The organism is Spirulina sp. CS-785/01, assembly GCF_028330525.1.
In the GTDB taxonomy this organism is placed as follows: Bacteria; Cyanobacteriota; Cyanobacteriia; order Cyanobacteriales; family Spirulinaceae; genus JAQMSD01.
Map to the genome: position 1 here is coordinate 1 of NZ_JAQMSD010000302.1, position 12972 is coordinate 12972.

The 12972-nt window shown below is 48.6% G+C and carries 14 protein-coding genes and 1 tRNA gene; 5 read left to right on the top strand and 10 right to left on the bottom strand.

What is annotated here, in order from left to right:
* Positions 1–2: 2 nt before the first annotated feature.
* The 4 genes from PN462_RS19965 to psbX form a co-directional block, all read right to left on the bottom strand.
* The gene (locus PN462_RS19965) at positions 3–395 is read right to left on the bottom strand and encodes a hypothetical protein (RefSeq protein WP_272130595.1); all 393 of its coding nucleotides are present in this window, start codon (positions 393–395) and stop codon (positions 3–5) included.
* Between the two features lie 3 nt (positions 396–398).
* Entirely contained in the window at positions 399–995 is a 597-nt protein-coding gene (locus PN462_RS19970) for a TolB family protein (protein WP_272130596.1), read from the bottom strand.
* Between the two features lie 89 nt (positions 996–1084).
* Entirely contained in the window at positions 1085–2101 is a 1017-nt protein-coding gene (locus tag PN462_RS19975) for a Ycf66 family protein (RefSeq protein WP_272130597.1), read from the bottom strand.
* Between the two features lie 166 nt (positions 2102–2267).
* A complete protein-coding gene (psbX, locus tag PN462_RS19980; RefSeq protein ID WP_272130598.1) occupies positions 2268–2387 on the bottom strand; it encodes a photosystem II reaction center protein PsbX in 120 nt (39 codons plus the stop codon).
* A 233-nt stretch (positions 2388–2620) separates the two neighbouring features.
* On the opposite strand from psbX, the gene PN462_RS19985 reads away from it, so the two are divergent.
* The gene (locus tag PN462_RS19985; protein ID WP_272130599.1) at positions 2621–2896 is read left to right on the top strand and encodes a YggT family protein; all 276 of its coding nucleotides are present in this window, start codon (positions 2621–2623) and stop codon (positions 2894–2896) included.
* 160 nt (positions 2897–3056) lie between these two features.
* Here PN462_RS19985 and PN462_RS19990 read toward each other — a convergent pair whose 3' ends face one another.
* A complete protein-coding gene (locus PN462_RS19990; RefSeq protein WP_272130600.1) occupies positions 3057–4244 on the bottom strand; it encodes a class I SAM-dependent methyltransferase in 1188 nt (395 codons plus the stop codon).
* A 287-nt stretch (positions 4245–4531) separates the two neighbouring features.
* Between PN462_RS19990 and PN462_RS19995 the strand changes: the two genes are divergently transcribed.
* Entirely contained in the window at positions 4532–4747 is a 216-nt protein-coding gene (locus PN462_RS19995; RefSeq protein ID WP_272130601.1) for a hypothetical protein, read from the top strand.
* Here the strand turns inward: PN462_RS19995 and PN462_RS20000 are convergent.
* Together PN462_RS20000 and PN462_RS20005 are read right to left on the bottom strand one after the other, a co-directional pair.
* Positions 4744–5529, bottom strand: a complete 786-nt coding sequence (locus tag PN462_RS20000) for a TrmH family RNA methyltransferase (RefSeq protein ID WP_443029236.1) — start codon at positions 5527–5529, stop codon at positions 4744–4746. The genes PN462_RS19995 and PN462_RS20000 overlap by 4 nt on opposite strands.
* A 115-nt stretch (positions 5530–5644) precedes the next feature.
* Positions 5645–5729 (bottom strand) — tRNA-Leu (locus tag PN462_RS20005).
* Positions 5730–6070: 341 nt separating this feature from the next.
* Between PN462_RS20005 and murA the strand changes: the two genes are divergently transcribed.
* Positions 6071–7345, top strand: coding sequence for a UDP-N-acetylglucosamine 1-carboxyvinyltransferase (gene murA, locus PN462_RS20010; RefSeq protein WP_443029237.1), 1275 nt, complete (start codon positions 6071–6073; stop codon positions 7343–7345).
* An 83-nt stretch (positions 7346–7428) separates the two neighbouring features.
* Here the strand turns inward: murA and mnmE are convergent, their stop codons facing one another.
* The 3 genes from mnmE to PN462_RS20025 form a co-directional block, all read right to left on the bottom strand.
* Positions 7429–8793, bottom strand: coding sequence for a tRNA uridine-5-carboxymethylaminomethyl(34) synthesis GTPase MnmE (gene mnmE / locus PN462_RS20015; RefSeq protein ID WP_272130604.1), 1365 nt, complete (start codon positions 8791–8793; stop codon positions 7429–7431).
* A 201-nt stretch (positions 8794–8994) separates the two neighbouring features.
* Positions 8995–10212 carry an ABC transporter permease gene (locus tag PN462_RS20020; RefSeq protein ID WP_272130605.1) on the bottom strand — a complete coding sequence of 406 codons (1218 nt, stop codon included), beginning with the start codon at positions 10210–10212 and terminating at the stop codon, positions 8995–8997.
* Between the two features lie 73 nt (positions 10213–10285).
* Positions 10286–10990, bottom strand: a complete 705-nt coding sequence (locus tag PN462_RS20025; protein ID WP_272130606.1) for an esterase/lipase family protein — start codon at positions 10988–10990, stop codon at positions 10286–10288.
* Between the two features lie 48 nt (positions 10991–11038).
* On the opposite strand from PN462_RS20025, the gene PN462_RS20030 reads away from it, so the two are divergent.
* Both PN462_RS20030 and PN462_RS20035 read left to right on the top strand, forming a co-directional pair.
* The gene (locus PN462_RS20030) at positions 11039–11749 is read left to right on the top strand and encodes a precorrin-2 C(20)-methyltransferase (RefSeq protein WP_272130607.1); all 711 of its coding nucleotides are present in this window, start codon (positions 11039–11041) and stop codon (positions 11747–11749) included.
* Positions 11750–11755: 6 nt separating this feature from the next.
* Positions 11756–12972 (top strand): TonB family protein (locus PN462_RS20035; RefSeq protein ID WP_272130608.1); only part of this gene is annotated, 1217 nt, incomplete at its 3' end.

Here is a 12972-nt window from a genome sequence, read left to right on the forward strand (position 1 = left end):
GTCTATGCGTAGCCTAAGAGGTTGTGAGTCTCAGCCGCATCGTTCGCGCAGCGTCTCCGCAGGAGAAGCGGTATCGACTCACCCGCTTTCCTCCCCCACCTGTTCCGAGGTGGGGGAGTCCCGCGGCTCTTTTGTTGAACTTCGATGTGAATTAAGACCCAAACTTGTTCTCCACTGAGTAGCCAAACTTTGACAATTTTATCGACAAAGCGTGTGCCAATTTCTGCGTCGGGTTCAAGTTGTTGGAGTTCCGACTCTAGAAATTCATAGGGTTGTGGTACATCCCAGTTAATGAGGTTGTATATCTGGGGGAAGAAGAAGTCGAGAAATTGGGGAAAGTGTGCTTCGATCGCATCTTTCCACGGACTATCATAATTGGTTCGGGGTTCGCTCATCCGTTAAGGGGTAATTGGTGTGCCGTCTGCAATATCTAATTCTACTTCAGGGCCTCGGTCAAACACTTCTACGTCCCATTGTCCCCGACGGGAGGTTTCAAAGGTTACATAACGACCATCGGGACTAATGTGGGGATTGCGAATCCAATGGCGGTAGGAGGTGGTGAGGATTTTGGATTGGTTGATGGCTTGGTCATAAAGCGCGATCGCGGGTCGTCCTTGTTCATTCACCACATAGACAATATATCGCCCTGTCCGGCTCAAACTGGGATTTTGCGCCAATTTCCGCCCCGGATTCAGTCCTGGTAGGTCTAAAAATTTATTCTCATCTAAGTCATAAACGGCAATTTCAGACCCCCCTTTCCGGTTGGTGACAAAGGCCACTAAGCGACCATCTCCACTAATCGCGGGTTGTTCATCGTTGTAGCGACTGTTCAGGGTGACGGGGCCCAGTTGTGCTTCGGGATTGCCACAGGCAGCGAGAAGACTTACGGAGAACAGAAAAATGCAGCGCAAAAGGATAGTGTGGACGGAACGCGACACACTACCCCACCCTTGACCGATTTTTGCCCGAATTAGGCGATCTCCGATTGCTGGCAAGATGAATACGCTGGAACAGGACATAGGGAATGGGGTCTCCCTCCATTCCCTAACTAATAAGGGGGAACAATGCCCCCGGTATAGTAATTTTAGTAATCAAAGCGATCGCCTCGTCTCGGTGGAGTCCAGTCTTCCTCATCTTCAGGATAGTCCTCTGGATAGTCCTCTGGATAATCTTCCGGATAATCCGAGTCCTCGGGGCGATCAAAATTCTCCCGATCTGGCTTTGGATTCCCGTTATCTTCCTTCTCAAAGGAGATGCTCTCGTCCTCCTCATCCACCGTGCTATAGTCCACATAATCCACATAAGGGGCCGGTTCTTCATCTTCATACCCCCGTGTGGGACTGCGACGACTGGGTTCAGAGGGACGACTACTGTCGGGCCGAGGCCGTCGTCTGCGGGAGGTTGTTGTCGGGGGATAATCTTCCTCTGTGCGGGGATCAGAGTTGCGGGGATCGGGACGAGTCCGAGAGGGACGAGGGGGAGGGGTGGAACGCCTTTCATTATAGGGGTTCGCGGGGTTATCCCAATCGTCTTCCCATTCATCGTAGCGATCGCTATACCGATCTGCCTCACTATACCCCGAACGACGAGAACTAGAAGACCGAGAAGAAGGCCGGGTGCGTCGTTCGCTGCGTTCGGTGGGGGGATCACTACTGCGGGTTTTCCGACTGCGACGGGGTTCAGATTCGTATTCAGTCCCCCTCAGTTGGCGACGGTTGTAACGCTGTTCCTCGTAGGGTTCAAGTTCATCATACTCTGGCTCTCGATACGCCTGATAAGACCGACTCACCGGGCGATCGTCATCTACAATGGGGGTACTCCGTTTCGCCTGTTCTGTGGCCATTCCCCGCAAGCGCAAGGTTTCAAAGGCAAAAAATAACGTTGAGGCCGCCAGTAAAAACTGGGTAAACTGCAAAATCGGTTCAAGTCGCCATCCATAAAACAGCAGGATAAACCCGCAGACTAACCCCACTGCTGAGAAAAAAATATCATAATCCCTCGATAATTCAGGACGGACGGTGCGTACAAAGTAAAGTCCCGCCCCGGCAACGCATAAGAAAATACCTAATAAACTAGCTGAGTTCCATCCAAAGTTGACCATTGCTGTTTTGCTCGCTGTGATCCGTCCGTTCTCTATTGTCCTATCTCTAGGATAACGACTCCATCTCCCTATTGTTCTACAACTTCCGCTTGAAAAGCAAGGTACACAAAACCCCAGTACCACGAGAATCCCTCGTAATACTGAGGTTTGCAGGATTGTCCACCGTTTAAGAACGGGTTACTTTGTCCTGTTGACTGATAAAGACCAGCGCAACAACAATAGGAATAACGACTACGACTGCTCCCACAGCGAGACTTAAAAGGAAATTGGCTAAAGAGGGTGTCATTGTTTTTTAACCTTGTTTACAGACTACTTGTTTACAGACTAGCGGTTTACACACTGAAACGTTAATTAACGAGAAATTAAGGGATTCTCAGGGACTATTATATTACGTTATGGCCACGACCTGTGCCAAGACTGAAACAATGGGAGATGGCCGTCCCCTGTCCAGTTCGCAAGCTAACTCATAAACGTTACACTAGATAATAAGATGTTATAAAACTTAAAGTTTACGAGCTTATGACGGCTATGGATTGGACAAATTTAGGGGTCAGTCTGTTATTAGGACTGATGATCTTTTTATTTATTTTGCGGATTGTCTTGAGTTGGTATCCCCAAGTGGAGTTAAATCGGTTTCCGTTAAACGCGATCGCGCTTCCCACTGAACCTTTCCTCAGTCCTACCCGTAAAATTATCCCTCCCCTCGGTGGAGTAGACATTTCCCCCATTATCTGGGTGGGGATTATTTCCCTCTTACGAGAAATTTTAGTCGGACAGCAGGGGTTATTACGTTAATTTTGAGAATGAAGAATTGAGATGGAGGAGATGGGGAAGGTGGGGGAGATGGGGAAGGACAAAGAACCAACTGTTCCCTGTTCCCTGTTCCCTGTTTCCTGTTCCCTAATCGGAAGATGGGGAAGTTTTAACACAATTTCAGTTTAACAATATCTAAAACTCATCTTAAAACAATTAATTGTTGCTGATGTAAATTTCTGGCTTGTTCTAACTCCAGTCCAGATTCCTCTAATAACATCTCTACCGTTTTCTCAGGATTCGCTGCACATTTTTGCATAAAAGTAAACTCTGTTTCAGATAAATTTACAATTTCGTAATTGTAATTAAAAAGACAGCGACTTTCCCAACCGTCGATGCAGGGATGGAGTTCAGGAATCCCTTGGAGAAAAGCGCGATCGCTCGTCCAATCACTGCTTGATAAAGGCGGTTTCGCCAAGAAAAACTCATAATGGGTAACAGACTTAGGATCAAGTAATTCCACCAGACGATAATAATCCCGATCTGATAAACCTTTCCCCCGTTCAATTAACTCCCGAGACTGACCAACCAACCGTTCTAACTGCCAAAATTGGGGATTAGAAAAGCCAACAAACTCCAACCCCGACGCATCAATTAACTCAAACAGCGTCTTAATATTGTAATCCACCTCTTGGGGGTGAACATACATATCCGCAAAACATTCATCCCTCTGATTTTCCAAAGACCAACGTTCCTTTTCCCGTTGGACCAAAGGATTCTGCTCCGGGAGAGTCGAAAACAACTCCCGTCCCACCTTCACCCCATCCGTATAATCCCCCCGTCGGTCTTGTTGTAAAAGCGCGATCGCTTCCTGCATTAACTGCACCTCCCACCGGCCCAACTCCGCATACACAAAAATATGCAACAACCCCCCAGAGGCCAACTTCTTCGCCAAAGGGAGAATCCCCTTCACCGGATCAGGGAGATGATGCAACACCCCCACACAATTAATCAACTGAAACTCCCCCTCTAGCTGCGTTTCCGCCTCCTCCAGGGTCATTTGATAAAAAGTAGCACGATCCGCCCCAGACCGACGACAGCGTTCCCTAGCCACCTCTAACGCCCCTTCACTAATATCAATCCCCGTCACTGTTGCTTGAGGGTTCAGGTGGACTAAATACTCAGTCCCCACCCCCGTCCCACAACCTGCATCTAAAATCCGAACATCCTGCCGTTCCGGTTTACGTCCCGTACAAAAATTATAAGCCGCCGTCCAATTCCATCGCCAGTTATAACCCGGTGGGGGTTCATCCAAGAGGGGATCAGGAGGAAAAGGATAAGTATCGTAAAGTTTAGCAACGGCTTGATTAATCTTTTGAGCGTTAGACATTTTGGTTTAGGTGATGGGTGATGGGTAATGGGTAACGGGTAATTGGTAATGGGTGGATGAGACCAAGAACCCTTATTCAAACTACGCCAAGAGCCGTTCCCAAAGCAAGTCTCACCCCTAACAATAACAAAATCGCGCCCTCCCCTCTCCGTGATCTTTCCTTTGTGTTCTTTGTGTCTTTGTGGTTCAACCCTCAACCCTCAACCCTTCTCTCCCCCCTTCTCTCCGGATAGAGCAAAAAGAACCCTCTAAAATAGGGTTAGAGTCCGCTTAATGAATGGAAAGCAATGACGCACTCCAATGAATCAGAACGTCGTTTAGCTGCTCAGGAGTTTGAAAAATCCCTAGAGGAGTTACATGAGTTACTCGGAGGGGACACCCGGCCTCAACCTACTCAAAAAACGACCTCGAACCCTCCTGCCCCTAAAAAAACTCAGAAAACCGCTTGGGAGAAGGAAAAAGAAGACTTTGAAGCCTGGTTAGAAGACTCAGATGAAGATTAATAGCCCTGTCGTTGTCGTTTCGCTTCGTAGAGGAGGAGGGCGGTTGCGATCGCAACATTTAACGATTCTACCCCAGAATTAAGAGGAATACTCACCTGTTCATCAGCCACCGCCAGTAACTCTTGGGAGAGTCCAGCGGCCTCATTGCCGAGTAAAATGAGACTGGGTTGGGTCCAGTCCATCTCCCAGTAGGTTTTGGAAGCCGTGGGAGAGGTTGCGATCGCACGTAACCCTTGCCCTTGATACTGCCGCACCACCGCCGCTAAATCCTCACCCACCCCCATTCCCAAACCAAACCAAGCCCCCACAGAAGCCCGTAATAACTTAGGATTGCCTAACTCTACACTATCCTGGCTCAACCATAACCCCTCCACCCCCGCAGCAACCGCCGTTCGTACCATTGTGCCTAAATTACCGGGGTCTTGCACTCGTTCTAAAACTAACCCCAAAGATAGCTGTTTCGGCGGTGCTAAGGGCAAATTAGCTTGGGAAAGCGTCGCAATTACCCCATCCGGATGAACCGTTGTTGCAATCGCCTCTAACACCGTCGGTGCAACCACTTCACTCCGTTCGGCCAAAGCCGTGGCCGCCTCCCATAACTGAGGATACCGCCCCCGCCACTCCTCCGTACAACAAACCGTCTCTAAAAAATATTCCCCCGCGCAAACAGCCTCCACTAAATTTGTTCCCTCCAACAAATAGAGCAACTGCGCTTTTCGCCCCTTCAACTGGCGCAACTTACGCAACCGCTTCACCAGAGGATTTTGCAAACTGGTAATCACCATAAATGCGACCCCCCACAACCGAGTCAGAAAGTACAACATTGGCCGAACCGACAATGCTCTACCCAGAGAAATTACTATACAGTCTAGAGATTTCACCCTAGAATAAATCAAATGCGGAACGCGAGACTTGAACTCGCACAGGATAAACTCCCACTAGAACCTGAATCTAGCGCGTCTACCAATTCCGCCAGTTCCGCTTAAAAGCAATGCAATTTACTATTATTACAGAAAATCACAAATTGAGCAACTCATCCGGAAAAACTTTTCCCAAGGGGGGAAAAAGAGCCAAAATCATTCGCTTGTTCTCTCCTGAGAGAGCTTAACCCCAAAAAATCTAACAACATCCGCTATTTTGCCCAAAACTTTGAGCTAAATTCCAGAAACCTAGATAAATACCTAGACATTTGGACTCTTTCAGGTACAATCAGAACGAAAAATTACACCGATAAACGTTAGTAAATCCTAATTGATTGTGGAAAACCAAGCCATTCATCTCTCAGCCAGTCCTCAGTCCAAAACCACCGTCCCCGAAGGCGAAATGGAGTCCCTCCGCATTTGGGGGAAACACCCCTTATCCGGTCATGTCACCATCAGTGGCGCGAAAAACTCCGCTTTAGCCCTCATGGCCGGTGCATTGCTTTGTCCTCAGCAATGTCGTCTCAACAACGTCCCCAACCTGGTTGATATTCGCCGCATGAGCCAAGTGTTGAAAGCTCTCGGCGTAGGTATTTCGCAACAGGGAAACAGTATTGAAATTGATGCCAGTAACCTCACCACCTCCAAAGCTCCCTATGAGTTAGTGTCTCAACTGCGGGCGAGTTTCTTCGTTATCGGTCCCTTACTTGCCCGTTTAGGGGTTGCTCGCGTCCCCTTACCAGGTGGATGTGCCATTGGGGCCCGTCCCGTTGATCTTCATGTGCGAGGACTGCAAGCCCTAGGCGCACAAGTCCGCATTGAGCATGGTATCGTTTACGCGGATGTGCAAGGACGGGGGGGTAAGCTCAGAGGGGCAAAAATGTATCTGGACTATCCTAGTGTTGGGGCTACGGAAACCCTGATGATGGCGGCCACGTTAGCGGAAGGGGAAAGTGTTATTGAAAATGCGGCCCAAGAGCCAGAAGTGGCGGACTTAGCCAATTTTTGCCGAGCAATGGGGGCGAAAATTCGTGGGGCCGGGACAAACACTATTACCATTGTGGGAGTCCCCAGTTTACACACCACCGACTATTCTATTATTCCCGATCGCATCGAAGTGGGAACATTCTTAATTGCTGGGGCAATTACAGGCTCAGAAATTAGCCTCGCTCCTGTCATTCCTGACCATATTGGCCCGGTTATCGCTAAATTACAAGAAATGGGGCCAGAAGTCATTCAGGAGGACTTAAACCGCCTACGAGTCATCCCTAAACCCCTCCGAGCAACGGATATTGAAACCTTACCGTATCCTGGCTTTCCCACGGATATGCAAGCCCAGTTTATGGCCTTAATGACGCTGAGTGAAGGGAATGGTGTGATCACAGAAACGGTGTTTGAAAACCGGATGCGTCATGTGGCGGAGTTGGTTCGCATGGGTGCCGATATCCGCATCAAAGGACAAAATGCCATTATTAAAGGAGTCCCCATGTTGTCGGGCGCACCTGTGATGGCCACAGACTTACGCGCTTCTGCTGCGCTGGTTTTAGCCGGGTTAGCGGCGGAAGGAGAAACTTTGGTGAAAGGGTTACATCATTTGGACCGAGGATACGAGAAATTGGAGCAAAAATTATTAGAACTCGGTGCAAAAATGGAACGAGTCGCACCTGTGGATAGTTGAGAGTTGAGGGTTGATAATGGATAGTTGAGAGTTGATAATGGTTCGCTTACAATTACCAATTACCAATGACCAATTACCTAACCCTACTTACCAATACAAAAGCGACTGAAAATTTTATCTAAAACGGACTCTGTGACATCTTCTCCGGTAATTGTTCCCAAAGCGTGAATTGCGCTGCGGAGGTCAATAGTCCAAAAGTCTAGGGGAAGATTATTGTTGATGGTTTCTTGCACTTGTTCTAGGGCTAGTTTCGCTTGAGTTAGGGTGGCCGCTTGCCGTTGGTTGATGGCAATATCGAGGTTGGCGGCGTTTAATTGCCCGGTATTTAATAAGTCTAGGATGGCGTTTTCGAGTTGATCAATGCCCTGTTGGTGAGAGGCTGAGGTATAAACAACAGGGTATTGATCTTGATAAGGGATACTGTCGGGAGCGGCCAGATCAATTTTGTTGATGACTAAAATGAGGGGCCGCTGTTGGACATGGTGATAAATTTCGGCTTCTGCTGCGGTCCATCCTTGGGTTGCATCGAGGGTGAGGAGGATGAGATCGGCATTTTGGGCCGCTTGGCGCGATCGCGCAACGCCAATTTGTTCTACCGTATCGCTAGTGTCCCGAATTCCTGCCGTATCGAGGATTTGAATAGGAATTCCCCCCACATTGAGGTTGGATTCTACCACGTCTCGGGTGGTCCCTGGTAACTCGGTGACAATGGCGCGATCGCTGCGACTCCAAGCATTGAGTAAACTAGATTTCCCCACATTCGGTTGCCCCACAATGGCCACTTTAACCCCACTCCGCAACAATTCGCCTCGATCTGCGGTGGTCAAAATTTGCTCAACTTGGGTTAAAACCTCCTGTAACTCTTGCCGAATTTGTGGTTCATCCAGAGGGGGAAGATCATCCTCAAAATCAATTCTCGCTTCCACTTCCGCAAGAATATCCAGGCAAGTTTGCCGTAATTGTTGGATGGGTTTGGCTAACTTCCCTTGGAGGCCAGACAGCGCAACTTGTGCCGCTTGTGGTGATCTCGCCCCCACTAAATCCGCCACACTCTCCGCTTGGGTCAAGTCGATTCTACCATTGAGAAAAGCCCGCAGCGTAAATTCCCCCGGTTGGGCTAGTCGGGCCCCCGCTTCAATACACAATTGCAAGACTTGTTGAACCGGAATCATCCCCCCATGACAATGAAACTCAACCACATCCTCCTTCGTAAAAGAACGAGGGGCTAACATGAGGAGTAAAAGGGCTTCATCAACCTGGGCTTGGGTTTGGGGGTGGCGTACTGTACCGTAGAGAATACGGTGACTCTCCCAAGGTTGTTGTCCTGGGGCAGAAAATAATTTGTGGGCAATGGACACCGCTTCAGGTCCCGATACCCGTACTATCCCAATACTGCCTTGATTAGGGACAATGGCCGAAGCAATTGCCGCGATCGTATCTCCTTGCATAAGCTAAAACACTTTTAAACTGGGTTTCTTCAAGTGAGCCAAAAATACTCTAATCTCTTGTTTCCTGTTGCCTGTTCCCTATTCCCTAATATCACATATAGTGACGTGCAAATCAGTAAGAGACACCTACTCCCCCTCGCCCAAGGTGGGAGAGGGGGTAGGGGGGTGAGGGCTGCATTTTTAACAGTAATCAATAATCCATTACAATCTTCGTAAAGCAACAATGGGGTCTAGTTTAGCGGCACGTCTTGCAGGTAATACCCCAAAGATTAAACCAATACCTCCTGAAACACTCACGGCCAGCGTCACCGCCATGGGAGACACCGACGACGCGAGAGGGGTGGTGAGGCTGATCACCGTAATTCCAGAAACCCCAATTCCTATCCCTACTATGCCACCAATTACCGACACAATGGTAGCCTCGACTAAAAATTGGCTGAGAATATCCCCTTCTTTTGCCCCTAATGCTTTTCGTAGGCCAATTTCTTGGGTCCGTTCCGACACAGAGACTAGCATAATATTCATCACACCAATACCGCCAACCAGTAAAGAAATAGCTGCGATCGCAGTTAATAAAATCGTTAAACCATCGGTCACTCTACCCACAATATCTAAAATATCTTGCTGAGACTGTACACTAAAATCATCAGCCCCCGTAATTTGATGGCGTTGTCGTAATAAATTAGTAATCTGAAACGCCGCCGCACTAATACGCTCTTCATTTTTCGCCGAAACGGAAATAAACGTCACCTCTGTGCCATAAGGAGACGTTCTTCCCACCAATTGATTGGCCATTGTGGTTAAAGGAACATACACCACATCATCCTGATTTGTCCCTAAAAACGCCCCTTTTGCTTCTAGTACCCCAACCACTTCAAAGCTAATATTCCCCACTCGAACGTCCTCTCCAATGGGATTCCTTGAACCAAAAAACTTGTCCGCCCTTTCCGATCCCAATACTAAAACTCTAGCATTCCTTTGTAAGTCTTGATCTGTAATAAAACGCCCTTTATCTACCTCAAAATCTCGAACTCCTAAAAACTCTGGCGTTGCTCCAATTGTCTGAATTTGACTATTTTTATTTTGATAGGTGACAACCCTTTGTTGCGTAATTTGTGGGGCAACCGCTTCCACACTAGGCACTTGTTTAGCAATCGCCTCGGCATCTTCTAATACTAACGTTTTGGGTAAATCAAAAGTGGTGCGTTGTGCTTCTTCTGAACCCGGTGTAATAAAAATTGTATTCGGGCCTAGGGATTCAAACTCATTAGACGCTAACCTCTGCGCTCCTTGTCCAATCCCAATCATGGTAATAACAGACGCATTACCAATGACAATTCCTAACATAGTTAAAGAGGTTCGTAATCGGTTGGACATTAAAGTCCGGTAGGCCATTTTAAAACTTTCTCGAATATCCATTTCTCTTTGTTGTTTGTGAACAAGGGAACAGGGAACAGGGAATAGGGAATAGGGAATTCTGTTCCCCTAATTATTAATTCTCCAAATATCCAACCCACTCCTCAATCACCTCCGCCGTCCCATACCATTTTCCTGGAGACTGAGGAGAATGATAAACCCCCTCCAGAGTAAGATTTTCAGCCCCTTCTAAATGGGCCGCTACAATCGGGGTAATGCCATCCCCCCAACAATTCCCCACTCCACAAGTAATTTCATAACTACTATAAGCCAACCAACTACCCAAACGACGTTGACCATAAACCGCCTTACCCGCCACACAAACATACTTCACTTGGGGATAAAAAGCCCCCGGATAGGACTGGTTAACAAAATCCAAATTCCGCTTCGTCCAACGTTCTTGACTGGTTTGAGGAGTCCCTAAACAGATTAACTTGGCCGTGCGTTCCCGTCCATGCCAAACCCCCTCATCCTCCGTCACATCCCCATGTATCGTATAAGGTTTTTCCCCCAAATAAATGCGCGATATCCAACCCCCCGCCGAATGTCCCACCAGATTCACCTGTTCTGCGTTATGCTCGGCTAGGGCTTGTTTTACCGTTTTGTCCAACAACCGCAAAATCGGCACAATAGAACGGCCTCCGATGGTGGGAATCCAATCACGCTTCCTCAGTGGCACAATAGACACAGGAATGCCTTTCTCTCGCAAAATCGCCGCTAACCCGGTGTATTCTGTTCCTCTCGCAAAATATCCTGGCACAATAACTGTCGGTACAACCATCACATCCGCTATCTTGGTGAAAGACTTAAAATATTTATTGTAAAAGCATTGCAACTCGGAACGCTCTACGGAATTAGTGTCGGTACTGGTGATCCTGAATTAATCACCGTGAAGGGATTACGCTATTTACAACAGGCCGATGTAGTGGCCTTTCCCGCAGGCATTAAGGGGAAGGCGGGAATGGCTGAACAAATTATCGCCCCTTGGGTACAAAACCAACAAGCCACATTAGCCCTAGATTTTCCCTATGTGCAGGATAATGTCACCTTAACCCAAGCCTGGGAGAAGGCCGCAGAGAGGGTTTGGCGGGTGTTACAACAGGGGAAAACGGTGGCTTTTGCTTGTGAAGGGGATGTGAGTTTTTATAGTACCTTTACCTATCTGGCCCAAACCCTACACCAGCACCATCCCCAGGTCAAAATTGAAATTGTTCCTGGGGTGTCGTCTCCTGCTGCGGCCACGGCCTTGTTAGGCATTCCCCTGACGGTGCAAAAACAGCGTTTGGTGATTTTGCCAGCCCTTTATACTGTCCACGATTTAGAACGGGCGTTAGACTGGGCAGAGGTGGTGGTGTTATTAAAAGTTGCGTCGGTGTATGACCAAATCTGGCCGATACTCCAGAAACGGGGGGTTTTGGAACGGAGTTGGGTGGTAGAACGGGTGACTTGGCCGGAACAGCAAATTTATGCCGATCTGCAAAATTCCCCTACGCTAAAATTAAGCTACTTCTCCATTTTGATCATTCACGTGCAACCCTGACCAACCATGTCTTGGCAACTTTTCCGCGAAGCCTTTTTTACTCAAATTCGCCACCCTACGACCATTGCGGCCTTTGCGTCGGTGAGTCTTCATGCGGTGGTGGGGGTCGCTCTCCCGACTTTACCCTATTTTGCCCCAGAGGTTGAAGTGGGGATGGGTGAAGGTCGTCCTCAAAATGTGCAAGTGATCGAACTGTCTCAAGCAGAATTAGGTCGTTTACCGGATTTATCTCCTCCTCCCATTGCCGATTTACCGGATTTTCCGACTAATCTCCCCGATGCAACGGTGACAATTCCTCCGTCTTCTTCTCCGGAGACGACGACCGATTTACCTCCTAATCTTCCTTCTCGTCCTGATACGAGAATTAGTCGGTCTAATCCCAATGAAGCCTATCCTTATCCTACGGTAGAACCGTCGCCTAATTTACCCCCCCGTCCCGATCGCAGTCGTACGGTGATTCGGCCTTCTGCTCCTCGTCGGTCTGTGGGCCAAAGGGCCCGACGTTTACCCCCTCAAACCTCTACTCCGTCCCCTCAAAATCGCACTCCCTCGATTTTTGGTATTGATAAAACCAACCGTTTTGAGTTGGAAAATCCTGATAATCCGGCGGATTTATTACCGCGTCTTCCCGAAGATACGCGGATTGGGGTGGCCTCCCCGACTCTGCAACGGGAGAGGGAGGAGAGAGAAACCCCGGATGCTGACCCCTCTCCGATTTCAGACTCGGATAATCGCCCTCTTTTGTCTGAGGAGGAGTTGTTAGCACGACGTACCGCAGAGGAGGAGGTTCTTCCTTTACAGGAAGATTTGCGTCGTCGAGATGAAGATACGAGTCCGGAGGAGGTGCAGGAAAATGAGCGTCGTTGGTTAGCGAATCAGAGTCAAGCTGAACCCCGGAGTCGGTCGATTACGGGGAATTATCCGGAAGATGCTTGTTTGCGGAAGTTGTCGGGACGGGTGATGTATGGTGCGATCGCGCAACCCAATGGGGGGTTAGGGAATATTCGTCGGTTACAGAGTTCAGGGTATTGGATTTTTGATCGACAAGCGCGATCGCAACTTCAAGGACTCTCCTTTTCTGTCGAACAACCCACCCCCTACCGCATCACCGTTAATTTCAACTACAACCGAGACAACTGTCCCACCACTCTCAGTGTCCCAAACCCCCCCTCTCCCAGTCCCACCCCCTCCAACCCACAACCCCAAAATCAGCAACAAGAAGA

Coding starts and splice junctions, on each gene's coding strand:
- mnmE (WP_272130604.1), bottom strand. CDS start 8,793: ATGCAAGGAGATACGATCGCGGCAATTGCTTCGGCCATTGTCCCTAAT.
- psbX (WP_272130598.1), bottom strand. CDS start 2,387: ATGACACCCTCTTTAGCCAATTTCCTTTTAAGTCTCGCTGTGGGAGCA.
- PN462_RS19990 (WP_272130600.1), bottom strand. CDS start 4,244: ATGTCTAACGCTCAAAAGATTAATCAAGCCGTTGCTAAACTTTACGAT.
- PN462_RS19965 (WP_272130595.1), bottom strand. CDS start 395: ATGAGCGAACCCCGAACCAATTATGATAGTCCGTGGAAAGATGCGATC.
- murA (WP_443029237.1), top strand. CDS start 6,071: ATGGAGTCCCTCCGCATTTGGGGGAAACACCCCTTATCCGGTCATGTC.
- PN462_RS19975 (WP_272130597.1), bottom strand. CDS start 2,101: ATGGTCAACTTTGGATGGAACTCAGCTAGTTTATTAGGTATTTTCTTA.
- PN462_RS19985 (WP_272130599.1), top strand. CDS start 2,621: ATGACGGCTATGGATTGGACAAATTTAGGGGTCAGTCTGTTATTAGGA.
- PN462_RS20025 (WP_272130606.1), bottom strand. CDS start 10,990: ATGGTTGTACCGACAGTTATTGTGCCAGGATATTTTGCGAGAGGAACA.
- PN462_RS19995 (WP_272130601.1), top strand. CDS start 4,532: ATGACGCACTCCAATGAATCAGAACGTCGTTTAGCTGCTCAGGAGTTT.
- PN462_RS20020 (WP_272130605.1), bottom strand. CDS start 10,212: ATGGATATTCGAGAAAGTTTTAAAATGGCCTACCGGACTTTAATGTCC.